Here is a 22873-nt window from a genome sequence, read left to right as displayed (position 1 = left end):
CCGGCGGGCGAACGCTATTGCGGACGGCTCTGCCTGTACAAAGCTCAGGAGGAATTCACTCGCTGGCTTTGGCGTGCGAATGCGGAGGCCGCGTCATGACCGGCCGTTGCGGGAATCCGGGGTGCAAGCGCCCGTTCGGGCTGATCCGGCACAGCTGGCATTTCGAGCAGTTTTGCTCCGTGAAGTGCCGCGAGATCTACAAACAGCAATTGGAGCGCAACAAGGCCTATTGGAAGTGGCTCTATCCCTTCCCCGGCAGCCGCGGCCCGGCGAGGAAACTGGTCTGACCGCCAGGATTAGACTTTTGTTCTGACGCGTTTTCTTCACGCGAACCGGCGTCCACCCCGCATCAAGTGCGGGACATGCTTCGCTCGAAAACGCTCTGGCAACGCGCAAAGGAGTCCCCATGACGACGGTCGATGCGATGCTGGTAGGAGCGATACTCGCATGGGTGCCTTCGCTCATCGTCTTCCTCTATATCGTGCGCGATCTGCGAAACATGCCGAGCGAAGATCTCGATTGATCGCCTCGGGCGGCTGATGAAATTGGCCGCTATATCTCCACGCCCTCATGCTGCAGCAGCCAGCGCTTGCGCTCCAGCCCGCCGCCATATTTGACCAGTGAGCCGTTGGCGCCGATCAGGCGATGGCAGGGCACGACGACGCTGATCGGGTTCGAGCCGTTGGCATGGCCGACCGCACGCATCGCGTTCGGCACTTTCAGTTTCGCCGCCAGCGCGCCGTAGCTCATGGTGGTGCCCGGCGAAATCTTCGGCAGCGCGTGCCAGACCCTCTGCTGGAACGGCGTGCCGGCGACGCGCCATTCGACATCCGCGAGCCGATCGAGATCGCCCTTGAAGTAATCGGCGAGCGCCTCGCGCATCGCCGCCGGCGCGCGGCCGTCCCGCAGCGTCACCGTGCCATAATGCAGCCGCAGCAACTCGAGCATGCGTCCTTCATAGTCGTCCCAGTCGAGCGCGCGCAGCACGCCGTCGTCATCGGTCACCAGCAGCGCGGTGCCGATCGGGGTCTTGAGACGGTCGAGGTTGAAGCTCTGTGCAGTCTTGCGGTCGGCCATGGTCATCGCTCGGAAACAGGTCGCTCGGCATACAATTCACCGCCCGCGTGCTAGCGTCCACCCGAATTCCGGTGAAGGGGGACCGCATCATGCTTTTGCTTGGCAATGTTCTGGTCGCGGCGGTGGCCGCGCTGCACATCTATTTCCTTGTGCTCGAGATGTTCCTGTGGACCAAGCCGTTGGGCTTGACGACCTTTCGCAACTCGGTCGAGAAGGCGACCGACTCGGCCGTGCTCGCCGCCAATCAGGGGCTCTATAACGGCTTCCTCGCCGCCGGACTGATCTGGGGCCTGGTGCACGGCAATCCGGCCTTCGCGTTCCAGATCAAGACATTCTTCCTGCTCTGTGTGATCGTCGCCGGCGTCTACGGCGCCGCCACCGTGAGTCGGCGCATCCTTTATGTGCAGGCGACACCTGCGGCGCTGGCGCTGATCCAGCTCTGGCTCGCTTAAGGCGCGGGCGCGCTTTTGTTTTTCTTGAGCGTGATCCCCTCGGAAAATCGCTTCACACTTTTCCGGATCATGCTCAAACGCGACACTGCGCGCAGGGCGCATCGCCTTGCAATGCAACCACGCTTCCTCCATCATCCCTGATAACGGTGACATCCGTGGGCTTGAGGCTTGCGGACAAGATCACCGGCAACATGGGAGGTCACGGACATGAGGAGCGTGCAATTGCTCGCTGCGACAGCGCTTGCCATCGCGTTGTCGGTTACATCGGCCGCCGCGCAGAAGAAGTACGACATCGGCGCGACCGACACCGAGATCAAGATCGGCCAGACCGTGCCGTTCTCGGGCCCCGCATCCGCCTATGCCGGCATCGGCAAGACCCAGGTGGCCTACATCAAGATGATCAACGAACAGGGCGGCATCAACGGCCGCAAGCTGAACCTGATCCAGTATGACGATGCCTATTCGCCGCCGAAGGCGGTCGAGCAGGTGCGCAAGCTGGTCGAGGGCGACGAGGTGCTGTTCACGTTCCAGATCATCGGCACGCCGTCAAATGCCGCCGTGCAGAAATATCTGAATACCAAGAAAGTGCCGCAGCTGCTCGCCTCCACCGGCGCCTCGCGCTTCTCCGATCCGCAGAACGCGCCGTGGACCATCGCGTTCAACCCGAACTACCAGTCCGAGGGACGCATCTACGCCAAATACATTCTGGCCAATCACCCCAACGCCAAGATCGGCATCTTCTACCAGAACGACGATCTCGGCCGCGACTACATCACCGGCCTGAAGAGCGGGCTCGGCGACAAGGCCGCCAGCATGATCGTCGCCGAAGTGTCCTACGAGCTGACCGACCCGACGGTAGATTCCCAGATCGTCAAGCTGAGGGCCTCCGGCGCCGACCTGATCTATGACGCCTCGACGCCGAAATTCGCGGCGCAAGCGATCCGCAAGATCGCCGACCTCAACTGGACCCCGGTGCACATCCTCGACATCAATGCGAGCCCGGTGTCGGCGACGCTGAAGCCCGCCGGTCTCGACATCTCCAAGGGCATCATCTCGACCAACTACGGCAAGGACCCCGCCGATCCGCAGTGGAAGGACGATCCCGGCGTGAAGGCCTATTTCGCCTTCATGGACAAGTATTATCCGGAAGGCGACAAGCTCAACACCGTCAACACCTACGGCTACTCGACGGCCGAGCTCTTGATCCAGGTGCTGAAACAGTGCGGCGACGACCTCACCCGCGAGAACCTGATGAAGCAGGTGACCAGCCTGAAGAAGTTCGTGCCGAGTCTCGCGCTGCCGGGCATGTCGATCACGACCGGACCGAACGACTATCGCATCAACAAGCAGATGCAGATGATGAAGTTCAACGGCGAGCGCTGGGAGCTGTTCGGCCCGATCATCGAGGACACCGGACCGGCGGGTTAGACAGAGCCGCATCGAAGCTTCCTCCCTCTCCCCGTTCTTACGGGGAGAGGGTTGGGGTGAGGGGCTGCTGCCGCGCAAACGGAGCTAGTTGCGCCCGCGGAGAGTCCCCCTCACCCGGAACGCATCTGATGATGCGTTCCGACCTCTCCCCGCAGGCGGGGCGAGGTCAAGAAGGCCGGCGCCGCGCTGCTCAGGCCACCCGCCTTTCCGCACTGCCCCCTACTTTCGTTGACTGAAATCGCTCACCTTTTCGGCGCCGCTCGTCTTGCGTTGCAGCAAGCGTTCCGCCAGTATCCGGCGCAAGCGATGGCGACCGTGGGACTTGAACCCGCGGACAAGATCATCGGCCAACCATCAGTCACGTGAGGGAAACAGCATTATGAGGAACGGGATTTTACGTCTGGTCACGGGAACGGCGCTCGCAGTCGCGCTGTCTGCAACGTCGGCCTCCGCGCAGAAGAAATACGACACCGGCGCGAGCGATACCGAGATCAAGGTCGGCCAGACCGTACCCTTCAGTGGCCCGGCCTCTGCCTACGCCACCATCGGCAAGGCCCAAGCCGCCTACATCAAGATGATCAACGACCAGGGCGGCGTGAACGGCCGCAAGATCAACCTGATCCAGTATGACGACGCCTATTCGCCGCCGAAAGCGGTCGAGCAGGTGCGCAAGCTCGTCGAAAGCGACGAGGTGCTGCTGACTTTCCAGATCATCGGCACACCGTCGAACGCCGCCGTGCAGAAATATCTCAATGGCAAGAAGGTGCCGCAGCTGTTCGCCGCCACCGGCGCCTCGAAGTTCACCGACCCGAAGAACTTCCCATGGACGCTCGGCTTCAACCCGAACTATTTCAGCGAAGGCCGCATCTACGGCCAGTACATCCTGAAGGAGTATCCGAACGCCAAGATCGGCGTGCTCTATCAGAACGACGACCTCGGCAAGGACTATCTGAACGGCATCAAGGCCGGCCTCGGCGACAAGGCGGCGAAGATGATCGTGGCCGAAGCCTCCTATGAGGTGTCCGACCCGACCATCGATTCGCAGATCCTCAAGATCAAGGATGCCGGCGCGGACCTGTTCTTCTCGGCCTCGACGCCGAAGCAGGCGGCGCAGGCGATCAAGAAGATCGCCGAGCTCGGCTGGAAGCCGGTGCACATCCTCGACATCAACGCCACCTCGGTCGGCGCGGTGATGAAGCCGGCCGGACTCGAGGCCTCCAAGGGCGTGATCAGCGTCAGCTACGGCAAGGACCCGCTCGATCCGACCTGGAAGGACGATCCGGGCATGAAGCGCTACTTCGACATGATGGCGAAGTACTATCCGGACGGCGATAAGGATTCGAGCTTCAACGGCTACGGCTATTCCACTGCGCAGCTGTTGGTTCACGTGCTCAAGCAGTGCGGCGACGACCTGACCCGCGAGAATGTGCTGAAGCAGGCGACCAACCTGAAAAATGTCGAACTCGACCTCGCGCTGCCCGGTATCAAGGGCAACACCACGCCGAACGACTATCGCGTCAACAAGCAGCTGCAGATGATGAAGTTCAACGGCGAGCGCTGGGAGCTGTTCGGCCCGATCCTCGAGGACGCCGGCCCAACGGGCTAGCGCTTCGTGCAGGTTTGAGATGCAATCGGCGGCCTCCGGGCCGCCGATTTTGTTTTTGCGGTCTATGCAGGCTCTACCACCGTCACCCTGAGGAGCGCGCTCTTGCGCGCGTCTCGAAGGGTCGACGGCCACCAGCGGGGCCGTGCATGCTTCGGGGCTCGCTCCGCTCGCACCTCAGCATGACGGGGATGGAGATCGTTGCGTCCGATCGATTTCCGCGCGCTCTATTTTGGAATCTCGCCAAACGTCTTCCCCACCGGCAGCACCGCATGACGGATCAGCCGCGAATCCTCGACGCCGGCCTGGCGGTGCTTGACCGCCTCGCGATAGACGGGGTCACGGATCATTTCGACGAAGGCTGCGACGCTTGGGTATTCCGCGATGAAGCAATGGTCCCAGCGCTCCTCTTGCGGACCGATCAGCATCAGCTCGAAGCGGCCCTGCCAGACGATGCGGCCGCCGAGCCGCTCGAACACTGGGCCGCTCTCGCGGCCGTAGGCGGCATAGGCTTCGGCGCCGGTCGCCTTGCGGCCGTCGGGATAGGCGGCCCATTCGCGCAGCCGCACCAGATTGAGCATGTGGATCGGGCCCGGCCGGTTGTTGTCCCGGAATTGCGCAAACACTTCTTTGGTTGGATCGATATGGCCCATGCGGTGCTCCCTGTTTCTTTGTTCCATCCTTATTTAGGAACGCGCCGCCTCACCTCCTAATCCCCCGTTAAGCTTTGCGTAACCGCCCCTTAAACCGGGAACGCTAGCGTGCCCGCGGTCAGGGTGTGAGCGTTGCGGATGGCGTGGGGACGTAAAAAAGGCGGTGCGCGCAAGGAGCCGCTGTTCGGGCTTCCGGCTGCGCTTGCCGACCTCAGACTGTCGCCCTCCGATCGCATTCCCGGCGGCGGCGACGACAAGCCAGCCAAGTCCAAGCCCAAAAGCAGCGACAAGAGCAGCGAATCCGGTGGCGAGAAACCGCGCCCGTCGCGCAGCGGCAGCAAGCGGCGGAGCAAGTCGCGCGGCTTCGGCATCGGCCGCCTGTTCTATTGGACCGCGGTGCTCGGCTTGTGGGCCGGCATTGCGGTGATCGGTGTCGTGGTGTGGGTCGGCGCGCATCTGCCGCCGATCCAGTCCCTGGAAATTCCCAAGCGTCCACCGACGATCCAGATCGTCGGCATCGACGGCTCAGTGCTGGCGCAGCGCGGCGAAATGGCCGGCGCCAACATCGCGTTGAAGGATCTGCCGCCCTATCTGCCGAAGGCGTTCATCGCCATTGAAGATCGCCGCTTCTATTCGCATTTCGGCGTGGACCCGGTCGGCATCCTGCGCGCCGCGGTGACCAACATCCTGCATCGCGGCGTCTCGCAGGGCGGCTCGACCCTGACGCAGCAGCTCGCCAAGAACCTGTTCCTGACCCAGGAGCGTACCATGCAGCGCAAGCTGCAGGAGGCCGAGCTCGCGCTGTGGCTGGAGCGCAAGCATTCCAAGAACGAGATCCTCGAGCTCTACCTCAACCGCGTCTATTTCGGTTCCGGCGCCTATGGCGTCGAGGCCGCCGCGCAGCGCTACTTCGGCAAGTCGGCGAAGAACGTGACACTGCCGGAAGCCGCGATGCTCGCGGGCCTCGTCAAGTCGCCGTCGCGGCTGGCGCCGAACCGCAATCCTGAAGGCGCCGAGCAGCGCGCGCAAATCGTGCTCGCGGCGATGGCGGACGCCAAATTCATCACCGAGGCCCAGGCCAAGGCCTCGATCGGCCAGCCCTCGATCGCCGTGAAGCCGGCCGGCGCCGGCACCGTGAACTACGTCGCGGACTGGATCGGCGAAGTGCTCGACGATCTGGTCGGCCAGATCGACCAGGACATCGTGGTGCAGACCACGATCGATCCGAAGCTGCAGAACGTCGCGGAAGCCGCCGTCATCGACGAGCTCGCCGCCAAGAGCGTGAAGTTCAATGTCAGCCAGGGCGCGCTGGTGGCGATGACGCCCGACGGCGCGGTGCGCGCCATGGTCGGCGGCCGGAACTATGCCGAGAGCCAGTACAATCGGGCGGTCACGGCGAAGCGGCAGCCGGGCTCGGCGTTCAAGCCGTTCGTCTATCTCACCGCGGTCGAGGCCGGGCTGACGCCGGACACGATCCGCACCGACGCGCCGCTCGACATCAAGGGCTGGAAGCCGGAGAACTACACCCACGAATATTTCGGCTCCGTGACATTGACCCAGGCACTGGCGATGTCGCTGAACACGGTCGCGGTGCGGCTCGGCGTCGAGGTCGGTGCCAAGAATGTGGTGCGCACCGCGCACCGGCTCGGCATCTCCTCGAAGCTCGAGCCCAACGTCTCGATCGCGCTCGGCACTTCGGAAGTGTCCGTGATCGAATTGGTCGGCGCCTATGCGCCATTCGCCAATGGCGGCTACACTGTGTCGCCGCATGTGGTGACCAAGATCCGCACCAGCACGGGCAAGCTGCTCTATGACCGCCCGGCCGATCCGCCCAACCAGGTGATCGAGCCGCGCTATGATGCGATGATGAACAGCATGATGCGCGAGACGCTGATCTCGGGCACTGCGCGCAAGGCGGAGATCCCCGGCTGGACCGCCGCCGGCAAGACCGGCACCAGCCAGGATTACCGCGACGCCTGGTTCATCGGCTACACCGCCAAGCTCGTCACCGGCGTCTGGCTCGGCAATGACGACAATTCGCCGACCAAGAAGGCAACCGGCGGCGGGCTACCGGTCGAAGTGTGGACCCGCTTCATGAAATCAGCGCTTCAGGGCGTGCCGGTCGCGGCGATCCCGAACTCGCAAGGCAGCTGGGCGCCGGCGAACCTGATGCAGGTTTCGTCGCAGATCACCGCGCCTTCTGCGCCGCCGATGCAGATCCAACCGCAGACGCAGGCCCCGCCGCCGGCGCCGGTCCCATCCGGGGGCGGTTATTATCGCCCGCCCCCGCCGACGCCGGCACGCGCGTCGGTGCCGCCCAACCCGAACGCGCGGCCGGAGGCTGCGGCGGGACTGGATGGCTGGCTGGCCGATCGGTTGTTTCGGTGAGCGATAGGGCCGACGGTCGCGCCCAACTTCGGTCGTCATCCCCGCGAATGCGGGGATCCAGTACGCCGCGGCCTATCGGCTCAATTACAAACGCCTCTGGAATACTGGATCGCCCGCTTTCGCGGGCGATGACAGCAGAGGTGGCGGAGACAGCAGCTACTCCTGAATCCCGTAGCGGTGCAGGTCGTTGCCGTGGGTGTCGAGCCAGTTCTTGGCGCGCGTGACCGAGGCGCAGACCTTGTCGACCACCCGCCAGAACCGCGCCGAGTGGTTCATCTCGACGAGATGGGCGACCTCGTGCGCGGCGAGGTAATCCAGCACGAAGGGCGGCGCCAGGATCAGCCGCCACGAGAACGACAGCGAACCCGCCGAGGTGCACGAGCCCCAACGGCTGGACTGATCGCGGATCGAGATCCGCCGCACCCGCACGCCGAGTTCCGCGGCGTGCAGCTGCGCTGATTTCTGCAGATCCTTGCGCGCCTCGCGCTTGAGGAAGTCATGCACCCGGCGATCCATGTGCTCGACGCCGCCGGCGACGCACAGGATCTTCTCGCCGCTGTCGCGCGTCTCGGTCCACACCGTGCCGCGCTCGCCCGAGCGATGCACCAGCCGATGCGGCACGCCGCGCAGCGGCACCACCGTGCCGGGCTGGAACGGTGCCGCCTTCGGCAAGCGGCCAAGACGGGCGGCGATCCAGCCACCATGGAGATTTGCGAACTCCTTGGCTTCGATAATCGTGCCGCGCGGCGGCATCGTCAGGATCGCTTCACGATCGGTCGGATGTATCCTGAGCGTGTAGCGGCGCGCGCGCCGGTGCCGTCGCAGCCTCACGGTGAAGAACTGGGAGCCGTGTCTGACCAATACGGTCGCGGGTTCGGCAGGCCGCCGATAAAGGAGCGCGCGAGTAGCCATTTCTGAGAGTCCGGGGAGCAGGAGTTCGCCCGAACTTTGCCATATCCGCCGCCAGGGAAAGCGCTCGGCGCAAAAACAAATCATTTGCCCAATATACAGGGGCTGGCCGTTAATTGACCTCTACCGGCAGGGGTCGGAACCGGAATTTTTCTGATGAATCCGGTTCGCAAGCAAGGCCCATAGAGTGAAACATTATTCACCCCTTGATCTCAGCCTGATTTGAGATTCTTTTAGTTAAATCAGTGACTTGCGCGACCGCGAAAATCGCGGCCGGGGCGATACCTATTCGGCCGCGGCGACCAAGGAAAGCCGCGTATTGGCTGCCGAAACCATGAAATCGGAGATCCGCGGCACGATTTCGGAGCGGAAACGCGAGCCGTTGAACACGCCGTAGTGCCCGACGCCCTTCTGCACATAGTGCACGCGGCGATGGTTCGGGATCGCGGTGCAGAGCGCGTGCGTCGCTTCGGTCTGGCCGAGGCCGGAGATGTCGTCCTTCTCGCCCTCCACGGTCATCAGCGCGACGCGGCGGATCTTCGAGGGATCGACCGGCTTGCCACGATGGGTCATCTCGCCCTTCGGCAGCGCGTGCTTGACGAACACGAGGTCGACGGTCTGCAGGTAATACTCCGCTGTGAGGTCCATCACGGCGAGATATTCGTCATAGAATTCGCGGTGCTTGTCGACGAGGTCGCCGTCACCCTTCACCAGATTGGCGAACAGCGCCTTGTGCGCGTCCATGTGCCTATCCAGGTTCATGCTGATGAAGCCGTTGAGCTGCAGGAAGCCCGGGTAGACGTCGCGCATCACGCCCGGATGCGGGAACGGCACCTTGGTGATGACGTTGTTGCGGAACCATTCGATGCCGCGCTCTTCGGCGAGGTTGTTGACCGCGGTCGGATTGCGCCTTGTGTCGATCGGGCCGCCCATCAGCGTCATCGACAGCGGCACGAACGGATCGTGGTTGGCTTCCATGACGGAGACGGCCGCAACGACCGGCACCGAGGGCTGGCACACCGCAATCACGTGCATGTTGCCGCCGAGCGCATGCAGCATCTCGATCAGGTAATCGACGTAGTCGTCGAGATCGAACCGGCCAGCCGCAAGCGGCACCATGCGCGCGTCGGCCCAGTCGGTGATGTAAACCTCATGCGTCGGCAGGAACGCCTCGACCGTGCCACGCAGCAGCGTCGCATAGTGGCCCGACATCGGCGCCACGATCAGCACGCGCGGCTGCGGCGAGCGCAGCGGACGCGTCAGCTTGCGATCGAAATGCAGCAGGCGGCAGAACGGCTTCTCCCAGATCGAGCGAACCTCGACCGGCGTGCGGATGCCGTTGACCTCGGTCGTCGGCAGGTTCCAGTCGGGCTTGCCGTAGCGGCGGGTGGTGCGCTCGAACAGCTCACAGCTGGCCGCGATCGATTTGCCGAGCTGGGTGTGGGTCCACGGATTGAGCGGGTTCTGAAACAGGATCTTGGTGGCGTCGGTCACCGCGCGCGCCGGATTGAGCGACGCCTGTGCCATTTCGTACATCCAGTACAACGGCGTCGTGAGTGCCGGACCGCCTTCCGCCGCTAGTGGCGGGGCACCGCCAAATTCACCGATGGGCATAGTGTTTCAGACCCCTGTTTTGCGCCGCAGCATCCTGACGAATGCGTAACAATGCGTCAATGCGCCGCTAGCCAAATGTGGGGGTGATATCGGGCTAATACACCGAGATTCCACGCGAAAGTGACATTTATTCACCACCTGACAGCAGCGACCCGTTGTGCTTGGCGCTCTGCAAAAGGGCAAGGAAGGTCGCAAAAGAGGCAGCAAACAGGATCGCGTTGATGACCAGCGCCCACACCATCAGGTCGGCGCGGAAGACGTGATCGATCAAGAGCGAGCGCATGCCTTCGAACACATAGGTCGGCGGCAGCGTCCAGGCGACGACTTGCAGCCATCCCGGCAGCACCTCGACCGGATAATAGATGCAGGCCAGCGGCATCACCGCGAACATCAATGTCCAGACGATGCTTTCCGCCCCTAACCCGTTGCGCAGCACGAGGCCCGAGGCGAACACGCCGACCGACCAGCTGGTGAAGATCAGATTGCAGAAGAATGCGATCAGCGGCAGCCCGATGGCGTAGAAGTTGAAGCCGAAGAAGAACAGCGCCAGCAGCGTCATCGGGATCACGCCGATGGCGAGCCGGATCACGCTCATGATCATCAGCGAAAGCAGGAATTCGATCGGCTTCAGCGGGCTCATCATCAGGTTGCCGAGATTGCGCGCCCACATCTCCTCCAGGAACGAGATCGAGAAACCGAGCTGGCCGCGGAACAGGATGTCCCACAGGATCACCGCGCCGATCAGCGTGCCGCCGGCCTTGGCGAAGAAGCCGGATGACTGCGAGATGTAATTCTGCAGGAAACCCCAGGTGATGATCTGCAATGCCGGCCAGTAGACCAGCTCCAGCAGCCGCGGCCATGACGACATCAACAGATACCAATAGCGCAGCACCATCGCATTGATGCGGTGCAATGAAATCCCGCGCTGGTGGTGGCTGACGAGTTCGCTCATGGCGCGCCCTCCCGGATGCGGCCGCGCGCGACGTCGAGAAACACCTCTTCCAGCGTGTCGCGGTTGTAGCGCGCCATGATCCTGTCGGGGCTATCGTCGTCCTGGATCTTGCCGCGTTTCATGATGATGACGCGATCACAGAGACGCTCGACCTCCAGCATGTTGTGCGACGCCAGCAGGATGGTCGCGTTATGGGTCTTGCGGTAGGTCTCGAGATGCTGCCGCACCCAATCGGCGGTATCCGGGTCGAGCGAGGCGGTCGGCTCGTCGAGCAGCAAGAGGTCCGGCTCGTTGATCAGCGCCTTCGCCAGCGCGACGCGGGTCTTCTGCCCGGCGGAGAGCTTGCCGTTGGAACGGTCGAGGAATTCGGTGAGATCGAGATCGGCGGCGAGCTGGTCGATCCGCTCGCGCAAATGCTTCACGGCATAGAGGCGCCCGAAGATGGTCAGGTTCTGCCGCACCGTGAGCCGCATCGGCATGTCGACATAGGGGCTCTCGAAATTCATCCGGCCCAGCACGTCATAGCGCTGCTCGGGAATTTTCGCGCCGAGCACCGCGACGCTGCCCGAGGTCGGCAGCACCAGGCCCATGATCATCGCGATCGTCGTGGTCTTGCCGGCGCCGTTGCCGCCGAGCAGGCCGGTGATGCTGCCACGCGCGATGCGGAAGGAAATGCCGTCGACCGCGCGGGTGGTCTTGTAGACCTTGACGAGATGCGCGACGTCGATCGCGGCCGATCCGCCCTGTTCAGCCGCGGGCGCTTCATGAGCCGTGGGCGGTTGCCCCTGACTTGTATCGCTCTGTTGCATCTGGCCGTTCATTGAGCCATTGCGACAATAAGCGCAAGGCTTGCTCCGCATCGTTGCGCTAAGTCGCGAATTTGTGCGCCGCCCACGGCACAGCTAAGGTCCCGAGATGACCGACGTCGCTTCCGATTTCCGCCAGCCCCGCCGCTATGTCCGCCTCGATACGATCCTGCGGCTGCGCTGGCTCGCCGCGCTCGGCCAGCTGGTCGCGATCTTCATCGTCGCCCAGGGACTGGAATTCGACGTTCCGATCGTCCCCTGCGTCACCATCGTGACATTCTCGGCGCTGCTCAATCTGGCGCTGCAGATCGCGTTCAACCCGATGCAGCGGCTGGAGCCGGTCTATGCCGCGGCCCTGCTCGCCTTCAACATCGTCGAGCTCGGTGGGCTCCTGTACTTCACCGGCGGGTTGCAGAACCCGTTCTCGTTCCTGTTCCTGGCGCCGGTCCTGATCTCGGCCACGGTGCTGCCGATCCGGCTGACGATCGCGCTCGGCTGCGTTGCGGTCGCCTGTGCCTCGGCGCTGTTCTTCTACCATCTGCCATTGCCCTGGGATGGCGACGATCCGCTGGTGCTGCCGCCGATCTATCTGATCGGCGTTTGGCTCTCGATCCTGCTCGCGATCGGCGTCACCAGCCTTTACGCATTCCAGGTGACCGAGGAGGCGCGTCAGCTCTCCGATGCGCTCGCCGCGACCGAGCTGGTGCTGACGCGCGAGCAGCATCTGACCCAGCTCGACGGCCTCGCCGCCGCAGCAGCCCACGAACTCGGCACGCCACTGTCGACGATCTTCCTGATCTCGCGCGAGCTCGAGAAGACGGTGCATGACCCGGCCATCACTGGCGACCTGAAGACGGTGCGGGAACAGGCGCAGCGCTGCCGCGACATCCTGAGCAAGATCGCGCAACTCTCCTCGAGCGGCGCGCCGTTCGACACCATGAAGCTGTCGACCCTGATCGAGGAGGCGGTGGCACCGCATCGCGATTTCGGCATCAACATCAAGGTGCGGCTTGCTGTCGCAGCAACGAGTGAACCGGTCGCGGCACGCAATCCGGCGATCCTCTATGGCGTCGGAAACATTCTCGAGAATGCGGTCGATTTCGCGCACCAGACCGTCGAGGTGAACGCGTGGTGGAACGCGGAAACCATCGAGATCGTCGTTTCCGACGACGGCCCCGGCATTGCGCCTGATATGCTGAAGCGGATCGGCGAGCCGTATTTGTCACGCCGCCGGGGCGCAGATGAAGCCCAAAACGCCCGTGGAGGCTTGGGTCTGGGCGTTTTCATCGCAAGGACGCTGCTGGAACGGACCGGCGCCAAGGTGTCGTTTACCAATCGCACCTTCCCCGATCACGGCGCCGTGGTGCAGATTGTCTGGCCGCGCGAGCGCTTCGAGGAAGCCGCGCCGGGCGACGAAACCGCAGCTTAAGAACGATTCTTAATCACAACTCTGGCATACCGGATGCAGCCGACGCGACTTTCGGCTGCCTTGGCAGCGCCACGGTAGGAGCCCATATTGTGGGTGTCTGCCACAGGGAAAAATGGACCGTGAACGCCATCACTGAACTGAATGACCATGCCGACCGCTCGCTCCTCATCGTCGAGGACGACAAGCCGTTCCTGGAGCGCCTGTCGCGCGCCATGGAGACGCGCGGATTTGCGGTGAAGTCATGCGACACGGTGTCTGATGGTCTCGCCGAGATCGGCCGCGCCGCGCCCGCTTTCGCGGTCGTCGACCTCAGGCTTGGCGACGGCAACGGCCTCGACGTCGTCTCCGCGTTGAAGCGCAAGCGGCCGGACGCACGCGCGATCGTACTGACCGGCTACGGCAACATCGCCACCGCCGTCACCGCGGTGAAGATGGGCGCCGTCGATTATCTGTCGAAGCCCGCCGACGCCGATGACGTCGTCGCAGCCCTGCTCGCAACCGGCACCGAGAAATCCGAGCTGCCGGCCAATCCGATGTCGGCGGACCGCGTGCGCTGGGAGCACATCCAGCGCATCTACGAGATGTGCAACCGCAACGTCTCGGAGACCGCGCGCCGCCTCAACATGCACCGCCGCACGCTGCAGCGCATCCTCGCCAAGCGCGCCCCGCGCTGAGCGGTTGCTTCACATGCTTTAGCGATGGCCGGGCCTTGCTGCCCGGCCATTTGCTTTTGTAGCTTTCCTAGGGTGGGTAGAGCGCAGTGAAACCCACCAACCTCGCGCCGCGGCGACAAGCGACGGGTTTCGCTCCGCGCTAGTCTAGTCATCCTACGGCTCTATCTCCGTCACCCTGAGAGGATGTGAAGCTTTGTCTTCATCCACTGTTGTCGTCGCCCGGCTCGACCGGGCGACCCAGTACGCCGCGGCCTATGGGCTCAAGCACGACCGTCTCTGGAATACTGGATCACCCGCATGCGCGGGTGATGACACTGAGCAAGCTGAGTAAACCAATTCCGTCACCCTGAGGAGACCGCGAAGCGGACGTCTCGAAGGGTCGACGGCCACCAGCCGGGCCGATTCATCCTTCGAGGCTCGCTACGCGAGCGCCTCAGGATGACGGAGTGACGACCTTGCTCGTCTCTAAAACTCGTGCCCCTGCGGATCGACCAGGCGGTTGATGCGCTGCGCCGCGGCAATGGCAAAGCGCACCGTCATCGCCTTGCGCGTGGCGGCCGGCAGGCGGTGCTCCGGCGCCTCGCAATGCAGATGCGCGCCATAGGCGTCAGCGATGATCAGGCCGGTGTCCACGGGGAAGATCTCGCACGGCAGATCCTGCGTGAAGGCGAAGAACAGCCGGTCGCAATGCATCCGGTAGTCCTGCCATTTCTGATCGGCGCGCAAATCCTCGACCGACGACTTGATCTCGACGATCCAGATCTCGCCGCGCTCGTTCAGTGCGACCAGATCGGCGCGGCGGCCGGACGGCAGCGGCAGCTCGCTGATGCAGGAAAATCCGAGCGATCTCAGAAGCCTCGCCGTGCCGCGCGCGATCGCAAGGGCGGTGTCCGACTGGCGTCGGTCGGGCGCGGGCACAAGCGCGATCTGGCGGGCGGGCGATTCCATCTGCCGAGAGTAGCCGATTCCGTTGCGTGGCGGCAGCGCCGGAATCGGCCGCAAATTCGCACCCAGGCCGCCGCGATTTCGGCCTCAAGCCACCGCGAAGCCGATGGAACCTTGGTTCCGAGGGACGAAACCACTGGAGGAGAGACCCATGCGGTCACGCATCTCGCTTCGCTCACTCGTCTTCGCTCTCGCAACCCTTCCGCTGCCCGCCGGACTGTCCTCGGCCATCGCCAGGCCCGTGGTCGAGGTCGCCTTCGTGCTCGATACCACGGGCTCGATGGGCGGATTGATCGAGGGCGCCAAGCGCAAGATCTGGTCGATCGCCACTGCGATCGTCGATTCCAATCCCGACGCCGACATCCGGATGGGCCTGATCGCCTATCGCGACATCGGCGATGAGTATGTGACCAGGAAGGTCGAGCTGACGCGCGACATCCAGGATCTCTACGCTAATCTGCTGGAATTGAAAGCGCGGGGTGGCGGCGACTGGCCGGAGAGCGTCAACGAGGCGCTCGACGTCGCCGTCAACAAGATGCAATGGACGCAAGGCCGCGACAGCACGCGCATCGTGTTCCTGGTCGGCGACGCCCCGCCGCACATGGACTATGCGCAGGACACCAAATACCCGGTCACGCTCGCGGTCGCCAAGCAACGCGACATCATCGTCAACGCCGTACTCGCCGGCAACGCGCAGGATACCGAGCGGGTGTGGCGCGATATCGCGCAGAACGGCAACGGCGAGTTCATCCCGATCCCGCAGGATGGCGGCCAGATCGTCACCATCGAGACGCCGTTCGACGAGGACATCATCATCCTGCAGCGCGAGATCAACGGCACCGTGATTCCCTACGGCCCGCGCGCGCTGCAGAAGCGTACCGAATCCAAGACCCAGCAGCTGTCGAGCGTCGCCGCAGCTTCGCCGGCGCGCGCCTCGGAGATGGCGAGCTTCATCAACAAGCGGTCGAAGGCGACCTCGGAGGCGGTCACCGGCGATGGCGACCTGGTCGCCGACGTCGCAGCCGGCCGCAACGATGTGGCGAAGGTCAAGGAGGAGGAGCTGCCCGACAATCTCCGCGCCATGAAACCAGAAGCGCGCAGCGCCGAGATCGACAAGCAGATTACCCAGCGCAAGGCGCTCAACGAAAAACTCGCTGCGCTGGTCGCCAAACGCGACAAATACGTCGCCGAGCACCGCAAGAGCGCGCCGAAGGCGTCATCGTTCGATCGCGTGGTCGAGGACACGCTGAAGGCCCAGATCAAGCGGTAGGGCAGGCCATGCTCTATCCGTTCCCTCCCCCGCTTGCGGGGGAGGGTCAGGGTGGGGGCTTTCGCCGGGTGGGAGCGGCGATTGTTTACGAGGAATATTTCGCGCCCGCGAAGCCAACCGAAGTGTTCGCGATCGACCGTCGAGAGCCCCGTTGTGGAGCGACCCCCACCCCACCCTCCCCCGCAAGCGGGAGAGGGAGCCAGCGAGTTACGGAGGCTACGCGAGATCCAGCGGCAACCCGAGGATCACGCCTTCGTTCGCCCGCAGGTCGAGCACGCCATCGACCCTCTCGCCCTGCCGGTCCATCAAGGTCGAGAGCAGGACCTCGTTGTTGAAGCCGATCGCGCTTGAGGAGATCGACGCGGGGACCGCCCCGAAATTCAGCGCGATCACGGCTACGCCCTCCGCGCTGCGCCGCCGGTAGAGCAGGACATCGCCCTGCGCCGCCGCCGGTTCATAGCTGCCATGGACGAGCTGCGGCAGCGTTCGCCGCAATCTGATCAGCGCCTTGTAGAGGTTGAGGATCGACGCCCGCTCCGCCTCGAGGCTTGCGACATTGTCGCGCGCAAAATCCTGCGCGAGCGGCAGCCAGGGCCTCGCCGTCGAGAAGCCGGCATGGCGTTCGGCACTCCATTGCATCGGCGTGCGGCAGCCGTCGCGGCCGACGCCGATGTCAGGCACGTTCTTCTCGAAGGGATCACGCACCTGATCCGGCGCGATCGCAACCTGGCGCATGCCGATCTCGTCGCCGTAATAGAGCGTCGGCGTGCCGCGCAAGGTCAGCAGCAGCATCGCCGCGACCGGGGCCTGCGCCGGTCCCACCCGGCTCGCCACCCGCGGCCGATCATGATTGCCGAGCACCCAGTTCGGCCACGCGCCCGGCGGCAGCGCCTTCTCGTAATCGGCGATGATCTGCTCGACCGAGCGCGCGCTCCACAAGGTCGACAGCAGCGCGAAATTGAACGGCATCTGCGCGCCGCGCAGATTGTTGCCGTAATAGGCAACCAGCCGGTGCAGCGGCAGATAAATCTCGCCGATCAGCACGCGGTTGTCGAAATCATCGGTAACGCGGCGCATCTCGGTGATGACGGCGTGCACCTCGGGCTGATCGGTCGAATACTGCGTCAGCAGTTTCTCGTGCGGCGGCCGGCCTTCGCGATAATGCGGATTCGGCGGGTTGTCGCGGAATTCGGCGTCCTTGATCAGGTGCCAGATCACGTCGACACGAAAGCCGTCGACGCCCTTGCGTAGCCAGAAGCGCATCACGTCGTAGACCGCCTCCCTGACCTCGCGATTGCGCCAGTTGAGATCGGGCTGCTGGGCGAGGAAGGCGTGATAATAATATTGGCCGGAGGCTTCGTCATAGGCCCAGGCGCTGCCGCCGAACTCCGACAGCCAGTTGCCATCCGGCGCCGGATCGCGCCAGATGTACCAGTCGCGCTTCGGATTATCGCGCGAGCTCTTGGCCTCGACGAACCAGGGATGCTGGTCGGAGGTGTGGTTGGGCACAAGGTCGAGGATCAGCTTGAGGCCGCAATCGTGCGTGGCCGCGACCAACGCGTCGAAATCCTCGATGCTGCCGAACAGCGGGTCGATGCCGGTGTAATCGGAGATGTCGTAGCCGAAATCGGCCATCGGCGACGGGAAGACCGGCGACAGCCAGATCGCGTCGACGCCGAGCCGTGTCAGGTAGGGCAGCCGCGCGATGATCCCCCTGAGATCGCCGACGCCATCGCCGTCGCTATCCCCGAACGAGCGCGGATAGATCTGATAGAAAATGCCGCGCCGCCACCAGTCCCTGTGGTCCTGATCCATCCCGCTCCCCCCTCGCTCGTGGTCCGGCCCCGTGTCCCCGGAGCCGCCCATCGGTTCAGGGATGGCGCACAATTCAGTACGGAAAAATGGCGCTGCAGCGCGTCAGTGCCGGGCGATTGCGAGCTGATAGATCGTGATCAGCACCTCGAACAGGATCAGGAAGACGATGATCAGCTCCAGTCGCAGCGAGCGGCTGGTATCGATGATATCGGTCAGCACCTGCGCGGTCTCGGCAACCACCGCAAGCTTGCGATTGAGCGATTCCGCACGCTCTTTCAATTCATATTCGTCCTCGAGCCGGGCATAGAGCCGCTCGAGCTGTGGCTTGTCCCAGAGGATGTCGGGCTTCTCCGACACTTCGACCGGGCCGGCCACGCGATGCCGCACCAACAGCGCGTTGCCGATGTGCTTGAGGATCGCGACGCGGCCGCGATGGACCCGCCCGCCCTTGGCGAGCTCGCGCGCCAACGGCTCGGTCGTGTCGAAGACGGCCCGGACCTCGCGCTCATGCCGCGCCAGCACCACGCTCTTGGCCAGCGCCTCGCCGACCAGGATCAGCCGCTCCGGCGACAGGCTTTGCAGATAGATCGGGCCGCCCGGCGGAATCTGATCCTCCTTCTCGGCGGCGAGCTCGATGATCGCGATCTCCTCCTCGCGCCGCGTGAACAGGCCGGTCATGCGCGACTGCAGGCTGCGCAGGAATTCATCCTCCTCCAGCGCATTGAGGCCGATCAGGACGACGACGCCGTAGCGGAACAGGATCGCCACACCATTGTCATTGACGCGAAATGCCAAGGGTGTGGTGGCCAGCACGTCGCCGCGCTCGAGGCCGGACGTGTTGATGCGGTCCGCGACGAAGAAGGCGCGGGCGGTGGTCCGGGGTCCGCCGAGCGGCGAGTTGGGAGCCTGGGTCATGGAGTTCCGGACTGCGAGGACTAACTCATGCGCGAGAGCAGCCGCATACCGGCCCGCTCTCGATGTGCGCTGCTGGAGGTGACCTTATCACGGTCCATTTTGGGATCACACGCCGGGGCAGATGCATTTCCGGTGCGTGTTGACGGCGTTTCCCGGTAGCCTATGGTGCCCCCCATGACCGAGACAACCGAAACCAAACCGAAGGCCGGCGCGATCATCGTGCCGGTGACGCTGTTCGAGCAGAACTGCACCATCATCTGGCACGAGCCGACCAAGAAGGCCGTGGTGATCGACCCCGGCGGCGACGTGCCGAAGATCCAGGCCGCGATCAAGCAGACCGGCGTGACGGTCGAGAAGATCTGGCTGACCCATGGCCATATCGACCATGTCGGCGGCGCCGCAGACTTGCGCGATGCGCTGCAGGTCAAGATCGAGGGCCCGCATATCGCCGACAAATATCTGCTCGACAATGTGGTCTCGAGCGGCGAGCGCTTCGGCATCACCGGGGTGCGCAATTTCGGTCCGGATCGCTGGCTCGACGAGGGCGATCAGGTCTCGATCGGCGACCTCACCTTCGACATCCTGCACTGCCCCGGCCATTCGCCGGGCAGCGTGGTGTTCTTCAACAAGGACCTGCGCTTCGCCCATGTCGGCGACGTGCTGTTTGCCGGCTCGGTCGGGCGCACCGATCTGCCCGGCGGCAGCCATCCGACGCTGATCCAGTCGATCAAGGAGAAGCTGCTGCCGCTCGGCGACGATGTCGGCTTCATCTGCGGCCACGGCGCGGGATCGAGCATCGGCCAGGAGCGGATGACGAACCCGTTCCTGACCGGCGAGATGTAGGCGCGCGAGGCGCGGATATCTCAGGGCTGTTTCATCAGCCCCGCGGCCGTCAGCGCCCGGGTGATGACCGCGCCGACGTCGACGCTCTTGCTGCTCCGCTTACGCGGCCGGTCGCTCTTGCGACCGGATGCGACCTCGGGCGCTTCGGCAGGCACCGGTATCGTCATCGAAATCGTGTCGGCGCGTTCAAGCGGGATTCCGGTCGGCGCGATATGCGGCTGACGGACCTTGTCGGTCAGGCCGAAGAAGCTCGCGATATGATAGGACGAGGAGATTCCGGCCTCGATCAGGAACGCGCCTTCCACGCCATAGCGCTCGTCATTGTCGGCAAGCCCAAGCGGCGTGCCATGCGCCATGGCGGTGATGCTGAAGGATTCGACCAGCGTTTCGCCATCGGCGTTCCACCAGACCTCGCGGGGATGGCCGTCGACATCCGACTTCGACATTGCGGCCAACGGCAGGCCGTGAACGTCGAGCCACTGCCGGACGATCGCATCGGCATTGGCAGGACTGACGGTGCGGTCGGCGCTGCCGTGCCACACCGAAATTTTCGGCCATGCGCCGCTATGCGTGGACGCATTGCGCACGAGACCGCCGAGCTCGGGCGCGGACAGCGCGCTCGCATGCATCATCGCATGCAGCGCCTCGCGCAGATCGGTGGCGACGCCGTACGGCAGGCCGGCAACGATGGCGCCGCCTGCGAACACTTCCGGATAGGTCGCGAGCATGACCGAGGCCATCGCGCCGCCGGCGGACAGTCCCGTCACATAGATGCGACGCGGGTCGATCTCATGCGCGCCGAGCATATGCGCGACCATCTGCCTGATCGAGGAGGCCTCGCCCTGCCCGCGCGCGATGTCCTGCGGATTGAACCAGTTGAAGCAGGTGTTGCCGTTGTTGGCGGCCTGCTGCTCCGGCATCAGCAGCGCAAAGCCGTAATGCGCCGCCAGCGCCGACCAGCCGGCACCGAGATCGTAGGACGCGGCGGTCTGGCCGCAGCCATGCAGCACCACGACGAGCGCGGGCGACCGCGCGAGCTGCGCGGGCACGAACGAGAACATCCTGAGATCGCCGGGGTTGACGCCGAATTCGGTCGTCTCGACGAGCGCCGTCGGCACGGCCGGCGCGAGCGCGCCGAGACCGCTGAACGCGTTCATCTTCGGAAGATGACGCAAGAATTCGACGTTGTTGACCAGAGACAACAGCAACTCCTGAGGTGATTCATTCTTCTGTGTCACCCGATCAGATAATTGCTGCACTGCGAAATGAAAAGACCGTGCGCTGTCCTTCCCCTGCGGAATTGTGAGAATCGGCGTTAACGCGTGATCAGATGGTGAAGCGCGATGAATAGTTGCCGTAGCACCTTGTTTGAGCATGAACTTTTCGAAAAAGCGCGCCAAACCTCCAAGGATTCGTGCTGTCGCGCGGCGCATCCATGACAGAAATGCGGCTGAAATAATGACCGACAGCACAAACAATGCGCATGCCGTAAACAGCGCCAGACGTGCTGATGTTGCGCTCTCGACGGCGAAGAAGACCGCACCGATCGCGGCGACGCCGGCCGCGTTGCCGATCTGCGTCGTCGTGCCGTACATGCCGGAGCCGGCACCGGCGCTTGCGGGCTTCACGCTCGACAGCACCGCACTCGACAGTGGCGCCATCACCAGCCCCTGACCGTAACCAAAGATCATCAGCACCAGCGCGAGCAACAGCGCCGATGGCGCTGCGATCACCTCAACCGTCGCGATGAGCACGGCGAGTCCCACAATCTGCACAGCGCAGCCCTCGATCAGCACCAGCGTGCCGCGATACCGGGCGCGCACAGCGCCGTGACGCGAGGCGATCACGAAGGTCAGCGCCAGCGGCACGAACACCAGCCCGGCCTGCAACGGCGGAATCCGCAAGCCCTTCTGCATGAACATGGTCATGACCAGATAGAAGGACAGATTTGCGAAGAAGAAGCAGAACACCGCGACCAGGCCGCGCATGAAGGCCAAATCCGACAGCAGCGACAGATCGATCAGAGGCATGCCGCCACGGCGCGCGACGCTGCGCTCGAGCCGCACGAAGGCCGCGATCACGGCAACGCCCGCCGCCATCACCAGCCACAGCCACGGCGTCCAGTTCAGATCGTGACCGAACAGCAGCGGGCCGATCAGGCACAGCAAGCCCACAAACAGCACGATCGCGCCGGGAAGATCGAGCCGGGTGCCGGCGCGGCGCGGCGCGATCGGCATGATCTTCAGCGCTGCTGCGATGATGACGACCCCGAACGGCACGTTGACGAAGAACACCGCGCGCCAGCCGAGGCCCGCGAGATCGAGCGTCACCAGCGCGCCGCCGAGCGCGAATCCGGTCACGCCGGCGAGCCCCAGCACGATGCCGTAGATACCGAAGGCCCGCGCGCGGGCAGCGTCGGAGAACAACAGATGCAGCGTCGCCAGCACCTGCGGCACCATCAGCGCGGCGGTTGCGCCCTGCGCGAGCCGGGCCAGAATCAGCTCCGGCCCGGATTGCGCGAGACCGCACCACAGCGACGTCGCCGAGAAGCCCGCGACGCCGGCGATGAACACGTCCCTCGCGCCGTAGATATCGCCGAGCCGGCCGCCGGTGACCACCAGCGTGGCGTAGGCGATCAAATAGATCGCGATCACCGCCTCGATTTGCGCCGGCGTTGCATGCAGCTCGGCCGCGATCGTCGGGATCGCAACGTTGACGATGAAAGCATCGACGCCGAACATGAATTGCGCTGACACCACGATCGCCAGCACCCACCAGCGGCGGGAGGTTTCCGCGCGCGTCACGACGATCTGGTGCATGTGGTGCGGTCCTGCCCGAAATGAGATTGCGGCCGACATCAGCAGATTCCGGTCATCCCTTCGATTACCTCGGAGGTAGGCGTTGGTTCATCCATGGCTCTCCCGCCGATCCGCAGCGTCGACGGCAATTTGCGTTGATGCGCTGGGAAACATTCCGGATGGCGGCAATCGCCGCCGAATTGCGCAACAACCATGCGAGCGCCGCAGCCTCGGAGCATTGCCTTGCCCCGGGCCACCCCGTAGGTTGGCGGAAAGCCCCGATAACAATAGTCCGGAGAGAA

The 22873-nt window shown here is 64.1% G+C and carries 19 protein-coding genes and 1 pseudogene; 9 read left to right on the top strand and 11 right to left on the bottom strand.

Annotated features, from left to right (window positions below; genetic code table 11):
• Positions 1–95 precede the first annotated feature (95 nt).
• Entirely contained in the window at positions 96–287 is a 192-nt protein-coding gene (locus HAP48_RS17250; RefSeq protein WP_156928452.1) for a hypothetical protein, read from the top strand.
• Positions 288–552: 265 nt separating this feature from the next.
• On the opposite strand, the gene HAP48_RS17245 is transcribed toward HAP48_RS17250, so the two are convergent.
• On the bottom strand, positions 553–1077 hold the full coding sequence (locus tag HAP48_RS17245) for a methylated-DNA--[protein]-cysteine S-methyltransferase (RefSeq protein ID WP_175612321.1): 525 nt from the start codon (positions 1075–1077) through the stop codon (positions 553–555).
• Between the two features lie 89 nt (positions 1078–1166).
• Between HAP48_RS17245 and HAP48_RS17240 the strand changes: the two genes are divergently transcribed.
• The 3 genes from HAP48_RS17240 (at position 1167) to HAP48_RS17230 (ending at position 4563) form a co-directional block, all read left to right on the top strand.
• Positions 1167–1529, top strand: coding sequence for a DUF1304 domain-containing protein (locus HAP48_RS17240; RefSeq protein WP_166212317.1), 363 nt, complete (start codon positions 1167–1169; stop codon positions 1527–1529).
• Between the two features lie 207 nt (positions 1530–1736).
• A complete protein-coding gene (locus HAP48_RS17235) occupies positions 1737–2957 on the top strand; it encodes an ABC transporter substrate-binding protein (protein ID WP_166212320.1) in 1221 nt (406 codons plus the stop codon).
• Between the two features lie 379 nt (positions 2958–3336).
• Complete coding sequence (locus HAP48_RS17230; RefSeq protein WP_166212323.1) at positions 3337–4563, top strand: ABC transporter substrate-binding protein; 1227 nt, start codon at positions 3337–3339, stop codon at positions 4561–4563.
• Between the two features lie 224 nt (positions 4564–4787).
• Here the strand turns inward: HAP48_RS17230 and HAP48_RS17225 are convergent, their stop codons facing one another.
• The gene (locus HAP48_RS17225; RefSeq protein ID WP_166212326.1) at positions 4788–5213 is read right to left on the bottom strand and encodes a DUF1330 domain-containing protein; all 426 of its coding nucleotides are present in this window, start codon (positions 5211–5213) and stop codon (positions 4788–4790) included.
• 138 nt (positions 5214–5351) lie between these two features.
• Here HAP48_RS17225 and HAP48_RS17220 point away from each other — a divergent pair, with 138 nt between their 5' ends.
• Positions 5352–7601: a transglycosylase domain-containing protein gene (locus tag HAP48_RS17220; protein WP_166212329.1), complete on the top strand. Its 2250-nt coding sequence runs from the start codon at positions 5352–5354 to the stop codon at positions 7599–7601.
• Between the two features lie 156 nt (positions 7602–7757).
• Here HAP48_RS17220 and HAP48_RS17215 read toward each other — a convergent pair whose 3' ends face one another.
• The 4 genes from HAP48_RS17215 to HAP48_RS17200 all read right to left on the bottom strand — a co-directional run bounded on the left by HAP48_RS17215 (position 7758) and on the right by HAP48_RS17200 (position 11885).
• Positions 7758–8597, bottom strand: coding sequence for a M48 family metallopeptidase (locus HAP48_RS17215; RefSeq protein ID WP_166212332.1), 840 nt, complete (start codon positions 8595–8597; stop codon positions 7758–7760).
• Positions 8598–8795: 198 nt separating this feature from the next.
• Positions 8796–10124 carry a polyhydroxyalkanoate depolymerase gene (locus HAP48_RS17210; RefSeq protein ID WP_166212335.1) on the bottom strand — a complete coding sequence of 443 codons (1329 nt, stop codon included), beginning with the start codon at positions 10122–10124 and terminating at the stop codon, positions 8796–8798.
• A 127-nt stretch (positions 10125–10251) separates the two neighbouring features.
• Complete coding sequence (locus HAP48_RS17205; protein WP_166212338.1) at positions 10252–11076, bottom strand: ABC transporter permease; 825 nt, start codon at positions 11074–11076, stop codon at positions 10252–10254.
• Positions 11073–11885: an ABC transporter ATP-binding protein gene (locus HAP48_RS17200; RefSeq protein WP_166212341.1), complete on the bottom strand. Its 813-nt coding sequence runs from the start codon at positions 11883–11885 to the stop codon at positions 11073–11075. Before HAP48_RS17200 ends, HAP48_RS17205 begins: the two co-directional genes overlap by 4 nt.
• 106 nt (positions 11886–11991) lie before the next feature.
• On the opposite strand from HAP48_RS17200, the gene HAP48_RS17195 reads away from it, so the two are divergent.
• Positions 11992–13311, top strand: a complete 1320-nt coding sequence (locus HAP48_RS17195) for an ActS/PrrB/RegB family redox-sensitive histidine kinase (RefSeq protein WP_166212344.1) — start codon at positions 11992–11994, stop codon at positions 13309–13311.
• 119 nt (positions 13312–13430) lie between these two features.
• Positions 13431–13985, top strand: a complete 555-nt coding sequence (locus HAP48_RS17190; protein WP_029079490.1) for an ActR/PrrA/RegA family redox response regulator transcription factor — start codon at positions 13431–13433, stop codon at positions 13983–13985.
• Between the two features lie 465 nt (positions 13986–14450).
• Here HAP48_RS17190 and HAP48_RS17185 read toward each other — a convergent pair whose 3' ends face one another.
• Entirely contained in the window at positions 14451–14933 is a 483-nt protein-coding gene (locus HAP48_RS17185) for an MmcB family DNA repair protein (RefSeq protein ID WP_166212347.1), read from the bottom strand.
• A 148-nt stretch (positions 14934–15081) separates the two neighbouring features.
• Here HAP48_RS17185 and HAP48_RS17180 point away from each other — a divergent pair, with 148 nt between their 5' ends.
• Complete coding sequence (locus HAP48_RS17180; protein WP_166212350.1) at positions 15082–16200, top strand: vWA domain-containing protein; 1119 nt, start codon at positions 15082–15084, stop codon at positions 16198–16200.
• A gap of 216 nt (positions 16201–16416) precedes the next feature.
• Here HAP48_RS17180 and HAP48_RS17175 read toward each other — a convergent pair whose 3' ends face one another.
• A complete protein-coding gene (locus HAP48_RS17175) occupies positions 16417–18015 on the bottom strand; it encodes an alpha-amylase family glycosyl hydrolase (RefSeq protein WP_166212353.1) in 1599 nt (532 codons plus the stop codon).
• A gap of 102 nt (positions 18016–18117) precedes the next feature.
• Positions 18118–18930: an RMD1 family protein gene (locus tag HAP48_RS17170; protein ID WP_166212356.1), complete on the bottom strand. Its 813-nt coding sequence runs from the start codon at positions 18928–18930 to the stop codon at positions 18118–18120.
• Between the two features lie 174 nt (positions 18931–19104).
• Here HAP48_RS17170 and HAP48_RS17165 point away from each other — a divergent pair, with 174 nt between their 5' ends.
• Positions 19105–19773 carry an MBL fold metallo-hydrolase gene (locus HAP48_RS17165; protein WP_166212359.1) on the top strand — a complete coding sequence of 223 codons (669 nt, stop codon included), beginning with the start codon at positions 19105–19107 and terminating at the stop codon, positions 19771–19773.
• A gap of 20 nt (positions 19774–19793) precedes the next feature.
• On the opposite strand, the gene HAP48_RS17160 is transcribed toward HAP48_RS17165, so the two are convergent.
• Complete coding sequence (locus tag HAP48_RS17160) at positions 19794–20975, bottom strand: extracellular catalytic domain type 1 short-chain-length polyhydroxyalkanoate depolymerase (RefSeq protein WP_166216310.1); 1182 nt, start codon at positions 20973–20975, stop codon at positions 19794–19796.
• A gap of 213 nt (positions 20976–21188) precedes the next feature.
• Positions 21189–22592: pseudogene (locus tag HAP48_RS17155) on the bottom strand (MFS transporter); the annotation flags it as partial.
• Between the last annotated feature and the right edge of the window lie 281 nt (positions 22593–22873).

Source organism: Bradyrhizobium septentrionale (assembly GCF_011516645.4).
GTDB classification, from domain to species: domain Bacteria; phylum Pseudomonadota; class Alphaproteobacteria; order Rhizobiales; family Xanthobacteraceae; genus Bradyrhizobium; species Bradyrhizobium septentrionale.
The sequence above is the reverse complement of the archived record's forward strand: the minus strand, read 5'-3'. Positions and strand labels throughout refer to the sequence as shown.

What these genes read in the sequence shown, in the direction of transcription:
- HAP48_RS17180 (WP_166212350.1), top strand. Translation starts at nt 15,082, where the DNA reads ATGCGGTCACGCATCTCGCTTCGCTCACTCGTCTTCGCTCTCGCAACC.
- HAP48_RS17175 (WP_166212353.1), bottom strand. Translation starts at nt 18,015, where the DNA reads ATGGATCAGGACCACAGGGACTGGTGGCGGCGCGGCATTTTCTATCAG.
- HAP48_RS17240 (WP_166212317.1), top strand. Translation starts at nt 1,167, where the DNA reads ATGCTTTTGCTTGGCAATGTTCTGGTCGCGGCGGTGGCCGCGCTGCAC.
- HAP48_RS17210 (WP_166212335.1), bottom strand. Translation starts at nt 10,124, where the DNA reads ATGCCCATCGGTGAATTTGGCGGTGCCCCGCCACTAGCGGCGGAAGGC.
- HAP48_RS17170 (WP_166212356.1), bottom strand. Translation starts at nt 18,930, where the DNA reads ATGACCCAGGCTCCCAACTCGCCGCTCGGCGGACCCCGGACCACCGCC.
- HAP48_RS17245 (WP_175612321.1), bottom strand. Translation starts at nt 1,077, where the DNA reads ATGGCCGACCGCAAGACTGCACAGAGCTTCAACCTCGACCGTCTCAAG.
- HAP48_RS17205 (WP_166212338.1), bottom strand. Translation starts at nt 11,076, where the DNA reads ATGAGCGAACTCGTCAGCCACCACCAGCGCGGGATTTCATTGCACCGC.
- HAP48_RS17250 (WP_156928452.1), top strand. Translation starts at nt 96, where the DNA reads ATGACCGGCCGTTGCGGGAATCCGGGGTGCAAGCGCCCGTTCGGGCTG.
- HAP48_RS17195 (WP_166212344.1), top strand. Translation starts at nt 11,992, where the DNA reads ATGACCGACGTCGCTTCCGATTTCCGCCAGCCCCGCCGCTATGTCCGC.
- HAP48_RS17235 (WP_166212320.1), top strand. Translation starts at nt 1,737, where the DNA reads ATGAGGAGCGTGCAATTGCTCGCTGCGACAGCGCTTGCCATCGCGTTG.
- HAP48_RS17185 (WP_166212347.1), bottom strand. Translation starts at nt 14,933, where the DNA reads ATGGAATCGCCCGCCCGCCAGATCGCGCTTGTGCCCGCGCCCGACCGA.
- HAP48_RS17230 (WP_166212323.1), top strand. Translation starts at nt 3,337, where the DNA reads ATGAGGAACGGGATTTTACGTCTGGTCACGGGAACGGCGCTCGCAGTC.
- HAP48_RS17220 (WP_166212329.1), top strand. Translation starts at nt 5,352, where the DNA reads ATGGCGTGGGGACGTAAAAAAGGCGGTGCGCGCAAGGAGCCGCTGTTC.
- HAP48_RS17200 (WP_166212341.1), bottom strand. Translation starts at nt 11,885, where the DNA reads ATGCAACAGAGCGATACAAGTCAGGGGCAACCGCCCACGGCTCATGAA.
- HAP48_RS17215 (WP_166212332.1), bottom strand. Translation starts at nt 8,597, where the DNA reads ATGATTTGTTTTTGCGCCGAGCGCTTTCCCTGGCGGCGGATATGGCAA.
- HAP48_RS17225 (WP_166212326.1), bottom strand. Translation starts at nt 5,213, where the DNA reads ATGGGCCATATCGATCCAACCAAAGAAGTGTTTGCGCAATTCCGGGAC.
- HAP48_RS17165 (WP_166212359.1), top strand. Translation starts at nt 19,105, where the DNA reads ATGACCGAGACAACCGAAACCAAACCGAAGGCCGGCGCGATCATCGTG.